Annotated in this window: 21 protein-coding genes; all 21 read right to left on the bottom strand. The window is 55.3% G+C overall.

Annotated elements, in window-relative coordinates:
- Positions 1 to 30: 30 nt before the first annotated feature.
- Positions 31 to 840 carry a TlyA family RNA methyltransferase gene (locus BHK98_RS01335; RefSeq protein WP_075711872.1) on the bottom strand — a complete coding sequence of 270 codons (810 nt, stop codon included), beginning with the start codon at positions 838 to 840 and terminating at the stop codon, positions 31 to 33.
- Positions 824 to 2,671, bottom strand: a complete 1,848-nt coding sequence (dxs, locus tag BHK98_RS01330) for a 1-deoxy-D-xylulose-5-phosphate synthase (RefSeq protein WP_075711871.1) — start codon at positions 2,669 to 2,671, stop codon at positions 824 to 826. Before dxs ends, BHK98_RS01335 begins: the two co-directional genes overlap by 17 nt.
- 107 nt (positions 2,672 to 2,778) lie before the next feature.
- Positions 2,779 to 3,672, bottom strand: coding sequence for a polyprenyl synthetase family protein (locus BHK98_RS01325; protein WP_075711870.1), 894 nt, complete (start codon positions 3,670 to 3,672; stop codon positions 2,779 to 2,781).
- 38 nt (positions 3,673 to 3,710) lie between these two features.
- Positions 3,711 to 3,905: an exodeoxyribonuclease VII small subunit gene (gene xseB, locus BHK98_RS01320; protein WP_075711869.1), complete on the bottom strand. Its 195-nt coding sequence runs from the start codon at positions 3,903 to 3,905 to the stop codon at positions 3,711 to 3,713.
- A complete protein-coding gene (xseA, locus tag BHK98_RS01315; RefSeq protein WP_075711868.1) occupies positions 3,898 to 5,046 on the bottom strand; it encodes an exodeoxyribonuclease VII large subunit in 1,149 nt (382 codons plus the stop codon). Before xseA ends, xseB begins: the two co-directional genes overlap by 8 nt.
- Positions 5,009 to 5,995: a tRNA (adenosine(37)-N6)-threonylcarbamoyltransferase complex transferase subunit TsaD gene (locus tag BHK98_RS01310; protein WP_075711867.1), complete on the bottom strand. Its 987-nt coding sequence runs from the start codon at positions 5,993 to 5,995 to the stop codon at positions 5,009 to 5,011. Before BHK98_RS01310 ends, xseA begins: the two co-directional genes overlap by 38 nt.
- Positions 5,992 to 6,390 (bottom strand): transcription antitermination factor NusB, encoded by a 399-nt coding sequence (gene nusB, locus BHK98_RS01305; RefSeq protein WP_075711866.1) that lies wholly within the window; start codon positions 6,388 to 6,390, stop codon positions 5,992 to 5,994. Before nusB ends, BHK98_RS01310 begins: the two co-directional genes overlap by 4 nt.
- Positions 6,387 to 6,743: an Asp23/Gls24 family envelope stress response protein gene (locus BHK98_RS01300; RefSeq protein ID WP_075711865.1), complete on the bottom strand. Its 357-nt coding sequence runs from the start codon at positions 6,741 to 6,743 to the stop codon at positions 6,387 to 6,389. Before BHK98_RS01300 ends, nusB begins: the two co-directional genes overlap by 4 nt.
- Positions 6,740 to 8,068: a hemolysin family protein gene (locus BHK98_RS01295; RefSeq protein WP_075711864.1), complete on the bottom strand. Its 1,329-nt coding sequence runs from the start codon at positions 8,066 to 8,068 to the stop codon at positions 6,740 to 6,742. Before BHK98_RS01295 ends, BHK98_RS01300 begins: the two co-directional genes overlap by 4 nt.
- A 98-nt stretch (positions 8,069 to 8,166) precedes the next feature.
- Positions 8,167 to 9,402 (bottom strand): peptidase U32 family protein, encoded by a 1,236-nt coding sequence (locus BHK98_RS01290; RefSeq protein ID WP_075711863.1) that lies wholly within the window; start codon positions 9,400 to 9,402, stop codon positions 8,167 to 8,169.
- On the bottom strand, positions 9,399 to 10,070 hold the full coding sequence (locus tag BHK98_RS01285) for an O-methyltransferase (RefSeq protein ID WP_075711862.1): 672 nt from the start codon (positions 10,068 to 10,070) through the stop codon (positions 9,399 to 9,401). The genes BHK98_RS01290 and BHK98_RS01285 overlap by 4 nt, the downstream gene beginning before the upstream one ends.
- A complete protein-coding gene (mltG, locus tag BHK98_RS01280) occupies positions 10,070 to 11,161 on the bottom strand; it encodes an endolytic transglycosylase MltG (protein ID WP_075711861.1) in 1,092 nt (363 codons plus the stop codon). The genes BHK98_RS01285 and mltG overlap by 1 nt, the downstream gene beginning before the upstream one ends.
- Before the next feature lie 119 nt (positions 11,162 to 11,280).
- Positions 11,281 to 11,841 carry an elongation factor P gene (efp, locus tag BHK98_RS01275; protein ID WP_075711860.1) on the bottom strand — a complete coding sequence of 187 codons (561 nt, stop codon included), beginning with the start codon at positions 11,839 to 11,841 and terminating at the stop codon, positions 11,281 to 11,283.
- 102 nt (positions 11,842 to 11,943) lie between these two features.
- Entirely contained in the window at positions 11,944 to 12,282 is a 339-nt protein-coding gene (locus tag BHK98_RS01270; RefSeq protein ID WP_075711859.1) for a YlbF/YmcA family competence regulator, read from the bottom strand.
- 70 nt (positions 12,283 to 12,352) lie between these two features.
- On the bottom strand, positions 12,353 to 14,275 hold the full coding sequence (locus tag BHK98_RS01265) for a ribonuclease J (RefSeq protein WP_465250924.1): 1,923 nt from the start codon (positions 14,273 to 14,275) through the stop codon (positions 12,353 to 12,355).
- Positions 14,276 to 14,292: 17 nt separating this feature from the next.
- Positions 14,293 to 16,764 carry a leucine--tRNA ligase gene (gene leuS / locus BHK98_RS01260; RefSeq protein WP_075711858.1) on the bottom strand — a complete coding sequence of 824 codons (2,472 nt, stop codon included), beginning with the start codon at positions 16,762 to 16,764 and terminating at the stop codon, positions 14,293 to 14,295.
- A 14-nt stretch (positions 16,765 to 16,778) separates the two neighbouring features.
- Entirely contained in the window at positions 16,779 to 17,126 is a 348-nt protein-coding gene (gene rsfS, locus BHK98_RS01255; RefSeq protein ID WP_075711857.1) for a ribosome silencing factor, read from the bottom strand.
- Positions 17,116 to 17,694, bottom strand: a complete 579-nt coding sequence (gene yqeK / locus BHK98_RS01250) for a bis(5'-nucleosyl)-tetraphosphatase (symmetrical) YqeK (RefSeq protein WP_075711856.1) — start codon at positions 17,692 to 17,694, stop codon at positions 17,116 to 17,118. Before yqeK ends, rsfS begins: the two co-directional genes overlap by 11 nt.
- Positions 17,672 to 18,274, bottom strand: coding sequence for a nicotinate-nucleotide adenylyltransferase (gene nadD / locus BHK98_RS01245; protein ID WP_075711855.1), 603 nt, complete (start codon positions 18,272 to 18,274; stop codon positions 17,672 to 17,674). Before nadD ends, yqeK begins: the two co-directional genes overlap by 23 nt.
- Before the next feature lies 1 nt (position 18,275).
- Positions 18,276 to 20,045, bottom strand: coding sequence for an aspartate--tRNA ligase (gene aspS / locus BHK98_RS01240; protein ID WP_075711854.1), 1,770 nt, complete (start codon positions 20,043 to 20,045; stop codon positions 18,276 to 18,278).
- 17 nt (positions 20,046 to 20,062) lie between these two features.
- Complete coding sequence (gene hisS / locus BHK98_RS01235) at positions 20,063 to 21,316, bottom strand: histidine--tRNA ligase (RefSeq protein WP_075711853.1); 1,254 nt, start codon at positions 21,314 to 21,316, stop codon at positions 20,063 to 20,065.
- Positions 21,317 to 21,320 lie beyond the last annotated feature (4 nt).

Here is a 21,320-nt window from a genome sequence, read left to right as displayed (position 1 = left end):
TCTCTTACTCCTTTACACAACATTAATAAGTTACCTTAATTCCTCATGTGATTGTTTCACCACGTTATCGATTAATTCATCGACTGTAACTTGATTATAACGCAATTTTTCAGGTTTGCCAACATGTAAAAGATATTCTATATTTCCCTTCGCGCCGGTGACCGGAGAATAGGTCAGGCCGTATGGAACGAGGTCGTTTTCCTCCGCGTATCCGATACACCGGCGGATAACCTGGCAGTGAACTTCCGGAGCCCGGACAATGCCTTTTTTCCCGACCTGCTCCCTTCCGGCCTCAAACTGCGGCTTGACCAGGCAGACGATTTCTCCCTCAGATCCCAGCAGCTGCTCAGCCACCGGGAGAATCATTTTCAGCGAAATAAAGGACACGTCGATGCTGATGAAATCCAGAGGCTCCGGAATATGCGCCGGGTCCAGATACCGCACGTTGCACTTCTCCATATTGACGACTCTGGGATCCGTCCGCAGCTTCCAGTCCAGCTGACCGTACCCCACATCCATGGCGTAGACCCTTTTCGCGCCGTTCTGCAGCATGCAGTCCGTGAAGCCTCCCGTGGAAGCGCCGATATCGCCGCAGATCTTTCCGGAGAGCTCCAGTCCGAAGCTCCGGATCGATTTCTCCAGCTTGTATCCGCCGCGGCTCACATAGGGGCACTCATTTCCCCGGACCGCAATCTCCGCTTCCGTATCTGTTCTGTTTCCCGCTTTATCGCTGCGCTGTCCGTCTACAAAGACAAGTCCCGCCATAATGGACCGTCTCGCCTTTTCTCTCGAATCAAAAAATCCTTTCTGCACCAGCAGAACGTCAAGCCTTTCCTTCAATGTACTCACGGATCCTTTCTGCAATTCCTTCGCCGTCCAGGCGGTAACGGTGATAGAGATCTGCCGGCGCGCCGTGCTCAATGAACCGATCCGGCCATCCCAGACTCAGGATTTCGTACTCCGGCGGCAGCTGCGCACCCATATACTGACCGTATCCGCCGATGGTCATGCCGTCCTCCAGCGTAAAGATTCTGCGGATTTTCTTCTCTAACAAAGTCAGATCCGCCGGTTTCACCTCCGATACCGCAACGACGCCCACATGCAGTCCCTGCGCCGCGAGGATTTCCCGGGCTTTCAGTCCGTGGCTCACCATAGATCCCACCGCCCAGATATCGCCGTCCGGTCCGTCATACAGACGGGCGTTCCCGCCATGAAAGACCTGTTCTTTGCCGCCCTGCTCACATCCGCCTCTCGGATAGCGGATCGCCACCGGTCCGTCCAGAGTAAATGCGTACCGGAGCATGGCCCGCAGCTGACCTCCGTCCGCCGGCGTCAGGATCCGCATGTTCGGCATCGAAAGAAGATAACAGAGATCCATGAGTCCGTGATGTGTTTCCCCGTCTGCGCCGACGATACCGGCTCTGTCAATGGCGAAAACCACCGGAAGATTCTGCAGACAGACGTCCTCCAGCAGCTGATCATAGGCGCGCTGAAGGAATGAAGAATATATGGCCACCAGCGGCCGCATTCCGCCCTTGGCAAGTCCTGCAGCGAAGGTCACCGCGTGCGCCTCGGCAATTCCGACATCGAAGCAGCGTCCGGGACAGGCTTCATGAAAGGGCTTCAGTCCGGTTGCGGACTCCATGGCCGCCGTTATGGCGACGATATTCCGGTTCTCCCGTCCCAGCTCTGTCAGAGTGTCCCCCATCACACGGGACCAGCTCAGCTGAGGCGGAGTCAGAACCTTTCCCGTCTCCAGATCGAAAGGCCCGATCCCGTGAAATCTGTCGGGATCCGCTTCCGCGTTCCGGTAGCCCTTTCCCTTCCTGGTGATTACATGGAGAAGAACCGGGCCCTCCACCTTTTTGGTATTTTCCAGAGCTTCGATTACGTCCTCGATTTTGTGACCGTCGATAGGACCCAGATAAGTGAATCCAAGCTCCTCGAAAATGATGCCCTCGTTCAGAATCGCATACTTCATCCGCTCCTTGGCGCTGGAGATGCCGGAGGTCAGTTCTCTGCCCACTACGGGAATACGGTTCAGGCTTTCCCTTACCGTTTTCTTGACGTCCAGATAGCGGGCGGAGGAGCGCAGACGGATCAGATGATTGGACAGTCCGCCGATATTTCTCGAAATGGACATACCGTTGTCATTCAGAATGACAATCACCTTGGATTTGGACGCGCCGATATTGTTCAGCGCTTCAAAGGCCATTCCGCCGGTCATCGAGCCGTCTCCGATCACCGCAATTATATTATATTTTTCCTTCCGGAGATCTCTGGCTGCCGCCATTCCGGCGGCGGCGGACAGAGACGTGCTGGAATGCCCCGTATCATATGCGTCATGCTCGCTCTCCGCGGCCTTGGGGAACCCGCTCATTCCACCGCTCTGGCGCAGGTGATCGAACTGTCCTGCCCGCCCGGTCAGGATCTTGTGAACATAGGACTGGTGTCCCACATCCCAGATGATCCGGTCCCGGGGGCTGTCAAAGACCTTATGTATCCCGATGGTCAGCTCCACGACGCCGAGATTGGAGGCCAGATGCCCTCCCGTCACAGATACCTTCTGAATCAGAAAATCCCGAATGGCATAAGACAGGAGCTCCAGCTCCGAATCATCCATGTCCTTCAGATCTTCCGGAAAATTATAGTCAGTCAGATTTTTTTTCATCCTGTTCCCGTCCTGTTTCCTCAAATTTCCCTCTCCGCCGGTCGATTTTTGCAGTCTTTCTCATTCTGCGGCTTTCCGTGCACAGTCGGAGAAGTTCATTTCCTGTGTCAGTATGTGCGCTTCTCCAGTTTCAGTACAAGGTTCCGGAAAAATTCCGCGTTATCATAATAATCGGCGATGGCCGCGACCGCATTCTCCGTCAGCTCATGCAGTCTCTTTTCCGAGGCCTCCATTCCGTGCAGGGATACGTAGGTCACCTTCGCGTTCTTTTCATCCTCGCCGGTTTTCTTTCCCATCTCTCCCGCGTTCCCGCGAACATCCAGAATATCATCCGCAATCTGAAAGGCCAGACCGAGATTTTCAGCGTAGCGCATCATGTCGCGCATCACGGAATCCTCCGCGCCGCCGAGATACAGTCCCGCCTCTACCGCGCAGCGGATCAGCGCGCTTGTTTTGTTCAGGTGAATGTAATCCAGCATTTCCCGGGAGCATTCTCTGTTCTCCGATTCAATGTCGGAAACCTGTCCCGCGATCATTCCGCGGACGCCGGCGCCCTTGGAGATCACGTAGGCGGCGTTTATCCTGCGTTTCAGCTCAGCGGGGTCGTCAAAGCAGAGGAACAGATTTTTGTACATGACCTCAAACGCCGTGTTCAGCAGTCCGTCCCCCGCCAGAGTCGCGATGCCCGGGCCGTAAACCATATGATTGGTCGGTTTGCCCCGGCGCAGCTCGTCGTCGTCCATCGCCGGAAGATCATCGTGAATCAGCGAATAGGTATGAATGTATTCCAGTGCGCAGGCGTATGGCAGCGCGACGTTGGAATCGCGCCCCGCAAACTCACAGGCCGCCAGCAGCAGAACCGGACGGAGCCGCTTTCCGCCGGCCGTCAGGCTGTATTTCATGGATTCATACAGCGTACCGCTCTTTGCATCGATATTCGGAATAAAATCCAGCAGATGGTCCTCCACCACCTGTTTATATTCATCATAATTTTCCTTCATTGCTCAGCCTTCCCTTCTTCAGCACCTTTTCAGCACGTTCATTCCTTAATCTCAAAGGTTTCAATCTTCTGCTGCGCCTCCCGCAGGGTTCTGCTGCAGAGCTCGAAATATTCCATTCCTTCCTCGTAGCAGCGGATCGAATCCTCAAGACTGATTTCCGGAGCCTTAATTTTCTCCGCGCAGTCCTTCAGGCGGCTCAGCGCCTCCTCGAAGCTCATTTTATTCTCATTCATCGCTACCATCTCCTATCTTCTTCAGGCGACCCTCCGCCGATCCGTTATGAAACGTGATTCTGTACGTTTCCTCCGGGCTGAGCAGGTCTGCGTCCCGCATCACCCTGCCCCGGCTGTCCTCAACGATAGAGTATCCCTGCGCCAGGATCCGTCGCGGATCGTTCTCCCTCAGGACGGTCCGGTACTGCTCCAGGCAGCTCTGGGCACCGCTGATTTTCGACTCCATGCTGTCCCGCAGCAGACGAATCTGATTCTCCACCTTCAGATTCTGATACATCAGACTGTTTTCCAGATGACGCCGCAGCTGCTCCTTCCAGGCCTCAAGCTGGCCGGCCAGTTCTTCTGTATCCGGTACGGCGATCTGTGCCGCCGCGGTAGGCGTTTCCGCCCGCACATCCGCCACCAGGTCGGAGATTGAAAAGTCAATCTCGTGCCCCACCGCTGAAATGACCGGAATCCGGGACGCGTAAATGCTCCGCGCCACCGCCTCCTCGTTGAAGGCCCACAGATCCTCCGCAGATCCTCCGCCTCTGCCGACGATCAGGATATCGATATCGTTGAAATTCTCGTTGACAAAATCAATGGCCCGGGCGATTTTTTCCGCCGCGCCGTCTCCCTGGACAGCCGTGGGGAAAACAACCACATCGCAGACATTGTTCCGTTTGCGGATAATCTTCAGAATGTCGCGGATCGCGGCGCCGGTACCGGCTGTGATCACTCCGATCCTGTCCGGATAAGGCGGAAGCGGTTTTTTGTGCACCGGGTCGAAAAGCCCTTCCCGGTTCAGCCGCCGCTTCATCTGCTCAAACGCGGCCGCAAGATCACCCTTCCCTTCGATTTCCAGTGACCGCACATAAAGAGAGTAACTCCCTCCTCTGGAAAAGACGGTGATCCCGCCGGACGCCGTCAGTTCCATTCCGTCTGTCAGCTTTTCCTGCAGCTGCATCGCCTTCTCCCGGTGCAGGAAGCAGCTCAGTCTGGAGCGGCTGTCCACCAGGGAAAAGTATACGTGTCCGCTGGAATGGTATTTGACGCCGGAGACCTCGCCCTGCACCGTTACGCTGCTCAGAAGCGGATCCGTGCTGACCACGCGGTTCAGATAATCATTCAGTTGTGTTACGCTGACAGGCTTCAGCGGCATAATATTTACCTCCTGACAGGGCCACTCCCACGGCGTTGTCCGCCGAGAGCTCCGGAGCGCCGAAGTACCGGCGCGTCCCGGTGTCCAGATGGGTCCTCACGTATTGACTTGATGAAACTCCTCCGGCGTACAGGAAATCCGCAACGCCATACTTCTCGGCAATCTGGCGGGTCATCGTTCCGACGGATGCGGTGATCTCCCGGAACAGGGACCGAATCAGCGCCTCCGTCTCCGTTCCTTCACGGATCAGACGCTGACAGCAGGTTTCAATTCCGGACAGGTTGATCCAGCCGTCTCTGCTCCGGATGGCCGGAATCCGCACCGCTTCCGGATTCTCCCCGGAACCGCTCATCGCGATTTCATCCAGCTCCGCGCCGCAGGGAAAGCGCATCCCAAGCGCGACCCCTACCCGGTCCAGAAGCTGTCCGTAGGAGATGTCCCGGCTGCCTCCGACGATGTGATACGACGTTCCGTTTTCCTGTTCCTCCACGAGAATCGCCTCTGTCGTCCCGCCGGAAAAATGGAAGGATACGAACCGCTTCGATGTTTCCAGGGGCGTGCCGTGGCGGACCGCTTCAATATGCCCCTCCTGGTGAGACACCCGGTACAGAGGAACGCCCAGCGCCGCCGCCGTGGATCGAGCCACGGCGAGCCCCGCCATAAACACCGGCATATACGAGCCCTCCACCGGGCGCGGCCTTTCCGACACGCTGACCGCCGCAATCCCGCGCCCGTCGAACCCGCCCGGCTTCCGGAACAGCTGTTCCATCATTTCCGGAAGCCGGTTGACATGCTGAAAAACCGCATCAGACTGACGAAGTCCTCTCTCGCCCTCCTTCACGGTCAGGAACCGCTGATGATTCGCCAGAATCCTTCCGTCCTCATCCACCAGCGCGACCGAGGTTTTATAATTGCTCGTATCAATCCCCAGAAAACATCTGCCGCTCATTCTCTCTCCCTCGCGATGCTGCCCAGAATGGCGTTAACAAACTTCGGAGACTGATCCGTTCCGTATTTCTTTGTTATCTCCACCGCCTCATTGATGGAGACTGCCGGAGGAATATCCGGCATATACAGAAGCTCGCAGACCGAAAGCCGCAGAATCGATACGTCGGTTCTGGGCATCCGTTCGATTTTCCATCCGATACTGCAGCGGGCGATCTCACTGTCGATTTCCTCTTTATGGGCGCAGAACTTCTCATAGACAGATTCACAGTATTCCTTCTGGACGCCCAGGCGGGTATCCCGGACATACCGTTCCAGAGGCCCCGTCATATCGTCCGAGGTCACATCCATCTGGTACAGCACCTTCATCATAAATTCTCTGGCTTCTCTTCTGGTCATTCTCTTTCCTCCACTGCTTCCACGCCGTCTACATGAATGTTGATCTCCCTGACCGGCAGGCTGCACGCCTCCTCAATCGCCTTTTTCACCTTTCTCTGAATATCCCAGGCAAGCTGGGGGATCTTCGTGTGATAATAAACATTGATATGAAGATCGATATCCAGCCTGTCATCATCGTCAGACATTTTCACGCCTCTGACCGGCGTCGGGAGCCCGGGTACGGTTTTCAGCGTATCCGTCAGCGTCCCGCTCATGCTGCTGACCCCTTCGGCGGACAGAGCCGCCTCCGCCGCTTTCTCCATCAGCGCCCGGGAGACATGCTCCCTTCTCTGTGAATTTTCTGCCGCGCTCATGATTTCTGCTCATCCTTTTCTTCTTTTGTTTTCTCATCCTCATCCTGAGGCGAGTAATTCCGGTCGATATGCAGCCGGACCTTTTCAATTCTCCGCTCCCTCACAGACAGAATCGTAAACGTGTACCGCTCAAAGGACACCGTCTGATTGACGTAACCGTCCCGCGGAATTTCCCCGATCATATCGATCAGGTATCCGCCGATGGTTTCGCTCCGGTCCGATTCCAGATCCGTTCCCAGAGCCTCATTGAGATCATCCAGATCCGTATTTCCGTCCACCAGATAGTCATCCTCATCCAGCTTCTCGATGTTCTCCTCTTCCTCGTCGTATTCGTCGTCTATATCGCCCACGATTTCCTCGATAATATCCTCCATCGTCACGATTCCGCTGAAGCCGCCGTATTCGTCGATCAGGATGGCGATGTGCTGTTTCTCCTTCTGAAGCTCAAAGAACAGCGTGTCGATTTTCTTTGTCTCTGGCACAAAATACGGCTGGCGCAGGATCCCGCGGATGTCTACCTTGTCGAAGCCCTCCTCGCGGGCTTTAATCAGATAATCCTTGATATGCAGAATCCCGATGATATCGTCCGCGCCACCGTTGCATACCGGCATTCTGGTGTACCTCAGCTTCATCAGCTGGTCCACATATTCCTCCGGCGGATTCGTGATGTCGATCATGAACACATCCGTCCGCGGCGTCATAATCTCATAGGCGAGCTCGTCATCGAACCGGAAGATGCTTCCGATCATCTTCTTGCCCTCCTCCCGAAGCTCACCGTTCAGCTGACCGACCTCCAGCATGGACATGATTTCATCCTCGGAGAATCCCTGCTCGTCCACGTTGGTTTTCTGACGGAACAGACGCAGAAATATATTGGCGATCTGCAGCTCCAGCCAGGTGACCGGCAGCAGCAGACGGTAGGTGAAGGTCTGAATTCCCGCCATTCTCCGCGCGATAGACTCCACATGCTGAGCGGCCAGCTTTCTGGGAAAGATCTCGCCTGCGGACACGATAACGGCCAGGAACACGAGGACGCTGACGATTTTGTTGTATGGAAGCAACAAAACCAGAACCGCGCCGGCGGCGGTGATCACATAGCTCAGCAGATTGTTGGTATAACGGTAACGGGCGGGCTTCTCCAGAAGCTTCCAGAGTTTCTCTGCCCGCGGGTCCCGCGGCTCCTCTTCCATCCAGCCGCGCACCTTGCTTCTGCTGACCGAATCCATCGCGGTATTGCAGATTACAACGATCATGTTCAGTATGACCAGCGCGGCCGCGGCGGCCAGAACACATAATAACGGCAGACTATCCGGGTCTGTTGTCATGATTCTTCACTCCATTTCCTTATGCGTGCAACATTGCTTATCCCATGTATGACGCGTTCCTTGCAAAGCTTTTTCCGATACTGCTCTCTGTATTTTCTTCAGGGTTCTTCGATTCTCCGGCGGAGCATGTAGCCCTCCTTCACCGGCTGTTCCATCCTCATGCGCAGCAGCTGCTGGGGATGAGGCGCGGATTCCAGCGGCTCTCCGCTTTCCAGATCGTACATTTCCCCGATTTCCTGGCAGAAGAATCCGATGTCCGGTCCGAACACCTCGATGCGCTCTCCCCGGCTCATTTTGTTCCTCTGCTCCACAACGGCGAATCCGTCCGCATCCGCCGGTCTGCGCACCACGCCCACAAAGGAATATTCCTTCCGGTAGGCGCTGGTTTCGTAGTTCTGATCCTCTGCCGCTGCGTCATGAAAATAAAAGCCTGTCGTGAAGTCCCGGTGGCTGGCCTTGCAGAGCTCGCGGAACCACTCCTCCCGGAACACATAATGCTCCGGATCGCGGTAATACGCGTCAATAGCCCGGCGATAGGCGTGAACCACCGTCGCCACATAATACGCACTCTTCATCCGGCCCTCGAGCTTGGCGCTGACAATTCCGCTCTCCGCAAGCTCCGGAATATGCCGGATCATGCAGAGGTCTTTGGAATTGAGAATATACGACCCGCGGCTGTCCTCCTCAATCGGATAATACTGACCGGGGCGTTTCTCCTCTGTCAAAGCGTAACGGTAGCGGCAGGGATGGGCGCACAGCCCGCGGTTAGCGTCTCTGCCTGTCATGAAACTGCTCAGAAGACAGCGGCCGGAGTAGGAAATGCACATCGCGCCGTGTACAAAGGCCTCCAGTTCCAGTCCTTCAGGGCTTTTCTGTGAAATCTCCCGGATTTCCGCAAGAGAAAGCTCCCTCGCGAGGACCAGACGTTTTACGCCCATTCTGTGCCAGAACCCCGCGGTTCTGTAGTTTGTCATATTCGCCTGCGTCGACAGATGCAGCTCCGCAGACGGAAACTCCCCGCGGATGACCTCCATGACGCCCGGATCGGAAACCAGAAACGCGTCGATCGGAACGCCGCGCAGCTCTCTGAGATACGTCTGAAGAGGTTCAATATCTTCGTTATGCGCGTAAATATTCACGGTCAGATAGCACCTGCATCCGCGCTGACGGGCGTATTCCACGCCCTCCCGGATCTCCGGAACCGTGAGATTTCCCGCACCTGCCCGGAGAGAAAACATCTCTCCCCCGAAATAGACAGCGTCTGCGCCGTAGTCTACGGCGGTTTTCAGTTTTTCCAGATCCCCCGCGGGGGCCAGCAGCTCAATCTTTTTCATTTCTTCTCATACAGGGTGACCGCCATGCCGTCGCCCACAGTCATCAGCGATGTGGTCATACGGGGATCCCGCGTGATGAAATCCAGGTATTCCCGCATCTTCCTCCGGTTAGTATTATGTTTTCTGCGGTGCTTTCCGTCCGGTGCATCGGACTCGAACACTGTCAGCCCGTGCATCAGAATGTTGTCCGAGACAATCACGGCGCCGTCTCCGCAGATTTCCAGGGCGCTCTCCAGGAACCTTTTGTAATGGCTCTTGGCAGCGTCGATGAACACAAAGTCAATATCCGCGATTCCCCGGTCCCGGAGCCTCTCAATCTGTTCCTGTCCGTCGCCGAACAGCAGCTGAACACGGTCCGAGACGCCGGCGCGTTTCACATTCAGCCGCGCCGCGGAATATGCCAGCTCATCTTTTTCGATGGTATAGATCTCCGCCTCCGGACAGGACAGGGCAAAGAATGCTGCCGAGTAGCCGATCGCCGTTCCGATCTCCAGAACACGGGCCGGCTTTTTCAGTTTCAGCAGCATTGTCAGCACAGTTTCAGTTTCCTTCAGGATAATCGGGATTCTGTCCTTCTCTCCCGTTTCCCGAAACGGGTCCAGAGCGTCGCTGACCGGTCTGTAATACCGGTTCAGGAACGCCCGGACTTCTGCATTTATCATCTCCATTAATTATTTTTCTTCTCGGCCTTGTCCCTCGCCTTGTAATATGCGTCCTTGTCCTTCAGGAACTGTTTGTACGTCGTTGAGAAGACCATGGTGTCATCCAGCTTGTCGCTGAGAATGAAGTACATGTACTTGGTCTTCGCCGGGTTCAGCGCCGCCTCGATGGACGCTCTGCCCGGATTGCAGATGGGACCCGGCGGCAGACCGGTGTACTTATACGTATTATATTTGGAATCCACCTTGGTGTCGTCGATGGACAGATCCTTCTTCCGGTCGCTGCTGAGACTCAGGACATACTGGACGGTGGAATCCATCTGCAGTGCCATGCCGTCGTCCAGACGGTTGTAGATGACGCTGGCGACCTTGGCTCTGTCTTTGTCCACCGCCGCCTCCTTCTCGATGATGGATGCGATGATGATGATCTCATTCTCAGAATAACCGAGCTTCTTGGCCTTGACGCGGTCTGCGTCGGTAAACACCTTCTGATAGGCGCTCAGCATCGTGCTGATGATGAAGTCGCCGTCCGATGTCGCCGGAATCGTATATGTGCTCGGGAACAGATAGCCCTCCAGATTATGACTGCCCTTCTGCGCCTTTTTCAGGAACGTGTATTCCGTGGAAAATCCGCCGTTTTCCAGAAGGGACACGAACTGGTCCTTGTCCACAAGGCCGATAGACGCCAGCCGGGAGGCAATGTCATACTCCGTATAACCCTCCGGAATTGTGAAGGTGATGTCGTTCGTCTTTCCGTTCTGCAGAATATGCGAGATCTCCGACGCAGTCATCGACGGCGACAGTGCATAGGTGCCGGCCTGATACGTTCCGTCCAGGCGTTTATATGCGGTGTACAGCTTAAACGCAGAGCCGGAATTAATGATCTTCTTCTTCTCCAGAAGCGCACCGATATCACTGGTGGTTGAACCCTTCTCGACCGTCACTGTGATCATCGTCTTGCTGCCGGAATCTCTGGCGTTTCCTCCGAGACTGTTCGCGTATATGATCAGTCCGAGAAAGAGGACGATCAGAAGCGCAACGATCAGAAGAATCACCTTCATGACCGTTCTCTTTCCTTTGGCTTTGGCTTTTTTACTCATATATTTCCTCCAGGTTGCGTCAGAAACGAAGAAAGGAGCGTACAATACGCCCCTTTGAATGTTCGTTCATTGTAAAGTTTACAAGGTTCCGGGGCCCTGCGCATTCTCATGCCGAGGGTTTACTTGGATCTTCCCAGATACTCGCCGGATCTGGTATCGATCTGAATCTTTTCACCTTCCTCGATGAAAATCGGCACCTGGATCACAGCGCCGGTTTCAACGGTGGCGGCCTTTGTCACGTTCGTCGCGGTGTCGCCCTTGACGCCCGGCTCGGTTTCTGTCACCACGAGATCCACGAAATTCGGCGCTTCTACCTGGAACGGGGTTCCGTTGTAGAATTTGATCGTCGCCTCGTCATTCTCTCTCAGGTACTTCATCGCCTCTTCCACATCATCCTTGCTGATGGGGACCTGGTCGTAGGTTTCCTGATCCATGAAATAGTAAAGCTCGCCGTCGTTGTACAGGTACTGCATCGTCTTGGTGTCGATGTGCGCCTTCGGGAACTTGTCGCTGGGATTGAAGGCCTCCTCGCGAATCGCTCCCGTCAGGATATTCTTGTACTTGGTGCGAACGAAAGCGGCGCCCTTTCCCGGTTTGACATGCTGAAAATCCAGAACCACATGGGGTTCCCCGTTCATCTCAAACGTAACGCCTTTTCTGAAATCTCCTGCTGTTATCATTGGTCCTAACTCTCTTTCTATCTGTCTTTTTCTTGTCTTTTATTTCTCGTGCTCCGTTACAAATCTGTCAAACTGTTCACGATATGAACTATTATAGCAGATTTAGAGCGGATTGCCAATACCCATTGCTTCTCCGAGGATTTTGTAGACGTCGCTCATCATCAGAGAAAACCGCATCTGCGCCTGCAGATAGGCCGCGGCGGCGGGATCCTTCATGACGATCTGATAGAGATCCTGAATCTGCTGCTGCATACCGTCCGCGGCAGTCTCTCCCATCATCTGCTTAGCCTGAAACTCCATCTGTTTCGCTTCGAAATCATGGACCGCGTCCGCTATCTCCGGATTCTGGTCGATTCTCTGTTTCAGCGCATCATACTGTTTAAATTCCTCGGATTCCCGGATGGCCTGCGCCAGCCCGTGAGCCTGATCATACACGTTCATACTGTTATCACCTCTCGATTTATTTTCATGCGCCCGTCAGGCCTGTGGAGACATGACGGGCGGCAGCGGTTCATATATCCAGGAAAATCGGCATGATGATCGGGCTGCGGCGCGTGCTCTTGAACACGAACTTGCGCATATCGTCCCGAACGCCGTTCTTAATGGTATTCCAGTCCCTGAAGCCGCCGCGGATATTCGCTTCTATGGATTCCAGGGCCTTTTTGCGGGCCGCCGCGATCAGCTCCTCGTGCTCTTTGACGTAGACAAAGCCTCTCGAGACGATTTCCGGACCGGACACCACAACTCCGTTGGCTCTGTCGATGGCGGCGACAATAATGATAAGTCCCGATTCCGACAGCATTTTCCGGTCTCTCAGCACGACATTGCCCACATCGCCGACGCCCAGTCCGTCTACCAGAATGTCATCGGCGCTGACCACGTTCTTGAACTGAATCGCCTTTTTCTTGTCCACAGTCAGCTGATCGCCGTTGCTCAGGATGAAAATATTATCCTTTTTCATTCCCAGCTCCTCCGCCAGCTTCGCGTGGCGGACCAGATGGCGGTGTTCTCCGTGAACCGGCATGAAGAACTTCGGCCGGATCAGTGAGTGAATCAGCTTCAGATCCTCCTGACATGCGTGTCCGGAAACGTGAATATCCGCGACCTCGTTGTAGATGACCTCCACTTCCTTTTCGGAAAGCTTGTTGACGACGTTTGACACCTCTTTCTCGTTTCCGGGAACCGGCGTCGATGAAAGGATGACCATATCCCCCTTCTTGAGCTTCACACTGCGGTGCTCGTCGTCCGCCATTCTGGCCAGCGCGGACATGGGTTCGCCCTGGCTTCCCGTTGTAATGATGACGAGTTCACTGTCCGGAATATTTCTGGTCTTGTTCAGCTCTACATAGGAGCCCGCCGGGAATTTCAGGTATCCCAGCTCTACCGCCAGCTTTACCACGTTCTCCATGCTTCTGCCGGAAACCGCGAATTTTCTTCCGTACCGTACCGCCAGCTCGATAATCTTCTGCACCCGGTGTACATTGGAGGAGAATGTGGCGATGATGATCCGGTTTTTCGCTTCCCGGAAAATACCGTCCAGGGTCTGTCCGACCACCTGCTCGGACGGCGTGAATCCCGGCCGCATCACGTTGGTGCTGTCTGCCATCAGCAGATCGATTCCCTTGCGCCCCAGCTCCGCCAGCTTGGCGAAGTCGATGGGCTCTCCGTCGATGGGCGTGTAATCGATTTTAAAATCACCGGTATGGAAAATCCGCGCCGCCGGCGTTTCAATGCAGAGGCAGATGGAATCGGCGATGGAATGGGTCGTGCGGATCGCTTCCACCTTGAAATCACCCAGCCTGAACTTATCTCCCGCATTGATGGGCCTCAGATCTCCCTTTATTCCGTGCTCGTCCAGCTTGTTGCGGATCAGCCCGAGCGGAAGCCGGGTCCCGTAGATCGGCACGTTGATCTTCTTCAGAAGGTACGGAATTCCCCCGATATGATCCTCGTGTCCGTGAGTGATCACGACTCCCCGGATCTTTTTCGCATTGCTGATCAGGTAGGTGAAGTCCGGAATGACCACATCGATACCGAACATCTCGTCCTCAGGAAAAGACATTCCGCAGTCGATGACCATAATCTGATCCTTGTACTCCAGAACCGTCATGTTCTTTCCGATCTCGTTCAGACCTCCGATCGGGAAGATTTTCATGTTCTCCGCTTTCTTTCTCGGCGTCGCCGCCTTCTTCGTTTTCGCTTTCTCGGGCGTCTGCTCCGCAGCTCTGTTTTTCTTCTGTGTCTTCTGTTTCTCCTTCAGTCCCAGCTGCTTTCCCAGCTCTCTGGTCTCCGCAAACATCGGAGCCGTTGATCTGGCGCGGCCGGACTGTCTGCTTTTTTCCGTCCTTTTTCTGCTGCCTCCGCCTGCTGCGGCGCCGCTCTTTCTCTTCTGCGGCGCCGGGCGGGACGGCTTTTTACTGTTATAGTCTCTCATTCGATTGCTTCCCCTTTTTACCTGACGACAAAGTTTACAAGCTTGTCAGGAACCGCAATCGTCTTTACCACATTTTTGCCTTCGATCAGCGCCTGCACCTTCCCGTTCGCTCTGACCTGTTCCTCCAGGGCAGCGCGGTCAAGGCCGCTGGCGATCTGCATCTTTTCCTTCAGCTTCCCGTTGATCTGCACGATGATCTCGATGGTATCCTGTTCCAGCGCGGATTCATCATAGGCGGGCCAGCCGACTTCGGTCAGCGACTCTGTATGCCCCAGGGCGCTCCACATTTCCTCACAGATATGAGGCGTGAAGGGCGAAAGGATCACGACCAGCCTGGTGACGGCTGCGCAGAACAGCGGCTCGTTGATCTCCGCGTGCTGCTTATACCGGTAAAGCTCATTCACAAGCTCCATGATTGAACTGATCGCCGTATTGAAACTGAAGCGTCCGCTCACATCATCCGTAATTTTCTTTATCGTCGTATTCAACATATAGTTCAGTTTTTTATCATCCTCTGTCACGACACTGAAGGCGGTTTCCTTCACGTCATAATTTGTGACAAAGTCATAGACCAGCCGCCATACGCGGTTGAGGAAGCGGTAGCTTCCCTCGACGCCGGTATCGGACCAGTCGAGCTCCTTCTCCGGCGGCGCCGCGAAAAGGATAAACAGGCGCGCTGTATCGGCGCCGTATCGGTCGATAATCTCCTCGGGGCTGACGACGTTGCCCAGAGATTTACTCATCTTCTTGCCATCCTTGTTGACCATGCCCTGTGTCAGGAGGTTTTCAAATGGTTCCTGATCCTTCACCAGGCCCAGGTCATGAAGAGCCATCTGGAAGAACCGGGCGTACATCAGATGCAGAATGGCGTGTTCCACTCCGCCGATGTACTGATCTACGTTCATCCAGTAATCCGTCTTCTCCCGGCTGAACGCCTGCTTTTCGTTCTTAGGATCGCAGTAACGCAGGAAATACCAGGAGGAATCCAGGAAGGTGTCCATCGTGTCCATCTCTCTTCTGGCCTTCTTTCCGCAGCGCGGGCAGCTGCACTCTCCGAAGGTCCTGGATGTCGTCAGCGGGGATTCTCCCTTTCCGGTGAATTTCACGTCGGTGGGCAGCAGAACCGGAAGGTTTTCCTCCTTTTCCGGAACCCATCCGCAGTCGTCGCAGTAAATCATCGGAATCGGGGTTCCCCAGTAGCGCTGTCTGGAAATCAGCCAGTCACGCAGCTTGTAGTTCACGGTCTTTTCCCCGACGCCGTTTTCATTGAGCCAGTCGATCATGGCCGGTATCGCCTTCCGGTTGTTCATGCCGTCAAACTGCCCGGAATTGATCATGGTTCCTTCTGCAGCAAATGCCTCCTTCAGATCGTTTACATCGATGTCCGGATTTCCCGGGTCAACGACCGGAATAATCTCCAGGTCGAACGCTCTGGCGAAGTCAAAGTCTCTCTGGTCATGCGCAGGCACCGCCATGATGGCGCCTGTTCCGTATCCCATCAGGACATAGTCGGAAATGAAGATCGGAACCTTCTTCCCGTTCACCGGATTGACAGCGTATCTGCCGATGAACACGCCCGTCTTTTCCTTTGTCGTCGAGGTCCTCTCTATCTCGTTCATATGCTGGACCCTGTCCAGGTACTCGTCCACCGGCCCCTGATACTGCGTTCCGTCCACGAGCTCTTTTACAAAGGGATGCTCCGGCGCCATAACCATGTATGTGCAGCCGAACAGGGTGTCGGCGCGGGTGGTGAAGACCTTCAGCACCCGGTCAGTGCCGTCGATCCGGAAGTCGATATTGGCGCCGACGGATTTTCCGATCCAGTTCTCCTGCATGACCTTTACTTTGTTCGGCCACCCCGGAAGATGGTCCAGATCCTCCAGCAGACGATCCGCATAATCGGTAATCTTGAAATACCACTGGGACAGATTTTTCTTTCCCACCGGCGTTTTACAGCGCTCGCAGCAGCCGTCCACAACCTGTTCGTTGGCCAGCACCGTCTGGCAGCTGGGACACCAGTTCACCGGGTTTTCCTTCTTATAAGCGAGGCCCTTGTTGAAGAACTGAATGAAAATCCACTGCATCCAGCGGTAATAATCCGGACTGCAGGTCTGCACCTCCCGGTCCCAGTCATAGGAAAGTCCCAGCTGCTTCAGCTGGTTCTCCATCTCGTGAATGTTGTCCCAGGTCCACTTGTCCGGCGCGATGCCGTGCTTGATCGCGGCGTTTTCCGCCGGCAATCCGAAGGAATCGAACCCCATCGGATGCAGCACGTTATAGCCCTGCATTTTCTTGAAACGGGCCACCACGTCGCCGATCGAATAATTTCTGACATGTCCCATATGAAGCTTTCCCGACGGATAAGGGAACATCTCCAGAACATAATATTTTTCCTTCGACGGATCCTCCTCTGTATGGAAGCTGTCATGCTCCTGCCAGTATTTCTGCCACTTTTTTTCTACCTGTTTAAAATTATACTTCTCGTCCATTATTGTAACTCCTGTTATTGATCTTTTATCTCCACAAAGCTGCAGTCGCCCCATACCTGCTCCAGGTTATACCGTTCTCTGAGCTCCGGATTGAAAATATTCACGATCACGTCGCCGTAATCCATCAGCACCCATCCGGTGTTGTTCTTGCCCGCGATGCTCCGGGGAGTGACGCCCAGCGCCTCAAAGTGGTCCTCCACCGCATCGGAAAGGGCCGCCACCTGACGGTCCGAGCCGCCGCTTGCGACGATCAGATAATCCGCAAACGATGATTTGCCGGCGATATCGATGACCTTGATGCCGATTCCCTTCTTCTGGTTCAGCACCTCTGCTGCCTGCATTGCAAATTCTTTATTCTCCATTCTTATTCTCCATTAACCTTCTGAAATACGCTTCTGCTTTCGCTGTATCCTCATCCAGGGGAATTCCCCGGCTTTTCACATATTTCGACGTTCTGGACAGCGCCGCCAGACACCCCTCGTCCAGATCCCTCCAGGTCGCTTTCCGGAGCTCCTCCACGCCCGGGTAGTCCCGGGAGGGCTCAATGGCGTCCGCGATGAACACCACCTTCTCCAGCAGAGACATCCCCGGACGGCCTGTCGTATGATACCTTACGGCGTTGATGATGTCCGGATCCGTGACTCCGTAGTCCCGACGCATAATCTCCGCGGCAATCTTCCCGTGTGCGAGATTCGGATTATCTCTGTACCGGCCGGGATCCAGCCCCAGCTCGTCCACATAGCGGTTCAGCGTATCCCGGTCCGCGCCGCGGAACATGTCGTGAAACAGCGCGGCCGTCTCCGCCTTCTCCGGATCGGCCCCGTACCGTCGGGCCAGCTCCGCCGCCGTCGTCCGGACACCTTCTGTATGGGTCCGGCGCTTTTCGCTGAGATGGTCTCTGATGTAGTTACTGATAGAGTCTGTGTTCATTGATATAGTCTGCCACCGGTCCCGGAACCAGGGAGTCGATGGACTTTCCCTCTCTGATGTTTTTTTTGATCTCTGTGGAGGAGATGTCCTTCAGTCTGTTGTGCAGTATCCTGATTTCCGTTCCGTAAAGTTCCCGGTAGCGCCGAATATGCGCTTCGGTGTCAGTCCGGTCGAATCCCGGCCGGGGGGCGAGCACAAAGGAAAATCCGCGAAGCAGTTCCCTGCCTTTGTACCAGCGTTCCAGACTCAGCAGAGAGTCTGACCCGACGATGAACCACAGCCTGTCGCCGGGGCACTGCTTCTGCATCTCCGTCAGTGTGTCAAAGGTATACGACACCCTCGTGCTGTCAATCTCCAGACGGGACACCGTCACGGAAGGATATTCCGCCGCGACACATTCCAGCATGGCGATCCGGTCCTCCCTGTCCGCGATCTCTCTGCCGATTTTGAACGGGCTCACCCGTGCAGGCAGAAGAATGATCCGGTCGAAGAGCCGTTCCTCCGCGGCCGCTTCCATAATGGATAGATGCCCGAGATGGAAAGGATCAAACGTTCCTCCGAGAATTCCGATATTCTTCATGTCACCTGAGCCTGATTGAAAGCTCCTCCAGCTGCTCCTCATCCACAGTGTTCGGCGCGTCGCTGACGAGGCACTGGGCGTTCTGGTTCTTCGGGAAGGCCATCACATCCCGGATACTGTGTTCTCCGGCCAGCAGCATGACCATGCGGTCAAGTCCGTAAGCGAGACCGCCGTGAGGAGGCGCGCCGTATTTGAAGGCCTCCAGCAGGAACCCGAATTTCTGAATACTCTCTTCTTCTGAGATTCCGAGGATCTCAAACATCTTCGCCTGCAGCTTCCGGTCATGGATACGGATGCTCCCGCCGCCCATCTCCACGCCGTTCAGAACGATATCATACGCATCCGCTCTGACCTGCAGCGGATCCGTATCAAGCATCGGAATGTCCTCCGCTTTAGGATGGGTGAAGGGATGGTGCATGGCCTTTACGCGGCCTGTCTCCTCGTCCTTCTCGAACATCGGGAAATCCACCACCCAGAGCAGATTGAACTGACGGTCGTCCAGAAGGCCCATCAACCCTGCGATATGACGGCGGAGAAATCCCAGACTGTCGAACACGACCTTCGGCCGGTCCGCGGCGATTAGAATCAGATCACCCGCCGCGGCGCCGAACGCCGCCGCGATTTCATCCAGCTGTTCTTCACTGAAAAACTTATTGACCGAGGATTTGTAACCGTTCTCTTCTCTGCGGATCCAGACCAGTCCTCTGGCCCCGTAGGGCTTCACCGCCTCCGTCAACTTGTCGATATCCTTACGGCTGAACTGCTTCGATCCGCCCTCGATACATATTCCCCGAACGTCGCCGCCGCTGTCCAGCGCGTTCCGGAACACCATGAATTCCGTCTCCGCGACCGCCTTCACATCGTTCAGCTTTTTCAGTTCAAACCCGAACCGCGTATCCGGCTTGTCCGATCCGTATCGTTCCATGGCCTCCTGCCAGGTCAGCCGGGGAAACGGCGTCTCGATCTCCATATCCATGACTTCCCGGAACAGCCGCTTCAGGTAGCCTTCCTGCATCCCGATCACATCGTCCATATCCACAAAGGACATCTCCATGTCGATCTGGGTGAATTCAGGCTGCCTGTCCGCCCGCAGATCCTCGTCGCGGAAGCATTTCGCGATCTGGATGTACCGGTCGGTTCCGCCTACCATCAGAAGCTGCTTGAACAGCTGCGGCGACTGGGGCAGCGCATAGAACTGTCCCGGATTCACGCGGCTGGGAACCAGATAATCCCTGGCTCCCTCCGGCGTGGAGCGTACCAGCATCGGCGTCTCCACCTCGGTAAAGCCCTGCTCGTCGAAATAATCTCTCGTCACCTTCGCGATTCTGTGACGGAAGGTGAGATTCCGCTGCATCTTCAGCTTCCGCAGATCCAGATAGCGATACTTCAGCCGCAGATTATCGTCAGCGTTATCGTCATCCCGGATATAGATCGGTGGGGTCGCCGCCTCCGCATAGAGAATCATATCGGAGGCGAAGACCTCGACATCGCCGGTGGGAAGCTCGGGATTCCGGGACGCCCGTTCCCGTACCGTGCCTTTTATCCCGATGACATATTCCCCGCGCAGCGCCTGCGCCCGATCAAAAATCTCCTTCGGGACGCTTTCGTCGAACGTGATCTGTACAATGCCGGTTTTGTCCCGCAGATCCACGAAGATCAGTCCGCCCAGACGCCTCTGTCTGGAAACCCAGCCGTTGAGAACCACGGTCTCTCCGGCATTCTCCATGCGCAGCTCGCCGCACATGTGAGTTCTCTTAAATATTTCTGACATACATCAAGCTCCTACTGTTATTTTCCAAGTTCCTTCAGAATCTCGCCGAACGGAATCTCGCGCTGTTCATGCCGCTCCATATCCTTGAACTGAACCACGCCTCTTTCGATCTCCTCGTCGCCGATTACGATGGTATAACGGGCGTTCAGGCGGGCGGCGTATTTGAACTGCCCTTTCACGTTTCGTGCCAGAGTATCCATCTGCGCGCTGATTCCCTCTCTGTGAAGCGTGTGAATCAGACCGAGGCCCTCGGCCTTGGCTTTGTCCCCCATGGTCACGATGAATACCTCCACCGGAGACGGCTCCGGAATCTCCACGCCGTTGGCGTCCATCAGCATCAGAAGACGCTCGATGCCCAGACCGAATCCGACGCCCGGGATCGGAGGTCCGCCCAGCTCCTCGCAGAGATTGTCATAACGTCCGCCGCCGCAGACGGTTCCCTGCGCGCCGATGCTGTTGGAGACAAACTCAAACGCGGTCTTTGTATAATAATCCAAACCCCGGACGATTCTCGGGTTCACGACATATTCGATTCCCATGGCGGTCAGATCCTCCTGCACATCCCGGAAAGCCTGCGCGCAGTCGTCACAGAGATAGTCGAGCATCTCCGGCGCGTCCTTAACGATGGCCTGATCCTCCGGCGATTTGCAGTCCAGAATCCTCATCGGGTTCCGTTCAAACCTGTCCTTGCAGGTGTCACAAAGCTCGTCGTAATGCGGCCGCAGGAAGTCCTGCAGGGCTTTCCTGTAACGCGCCCTGCACTCCGGACATCCGACACTGTTGATTTCCAGCGTCACGTCCCGGATCCCCATTTCCTCCAGGAAATCGTGGGCCAGACAGATCACATCTGTATCCGCCATCATGTTCGGCGTGCCGAAAATCTCAATTCCGAACTGGTGAAATTCCCTGAGCCTTCCGGACTGCGGCTTCTCGTAGCGGAAGCACGGCGTCACATAGTACAGCTTGGTGGGCTGCACCTCCGCATACATTTTGTGCTCCACAAAGGCTCTCACCGCCGGCGAGGTTCCCTCCGGCTTGAGGGTCAGGCTCCTGCCGCCGTGATCGTTAAACGTGTACATTTCCTTCTGAACAATGTCCGTGGTATCTCCAACGCCGCGGTTGATCAGCTCTGTGTGCTCAAACACCGGCGTGCGGATCTCGCGATAACCGTAGCGGTCGCAGATCTCGGCAAACTTTTTTTCGACATAGTGCCAGCGGTATACCTGATCCGGCAATGTGTCCTTTGTGCCCTTCGGCGCATTCGTTAGCATAGAT

Source organism: Hornefia porci (assembly GCF_001940235.1).
Taxonomy (GTDB): Bacteria; Bacillota; Clostridia; order Peptostreptococcales; family Anaerovoracaceae; genus Aminicella; species Aminicella porci.
The sequence above is the reverse complement of the archived record's forward strand: the minus strand, read 5'-3'. Positions and strand labels throughout refer to the sequence as shown.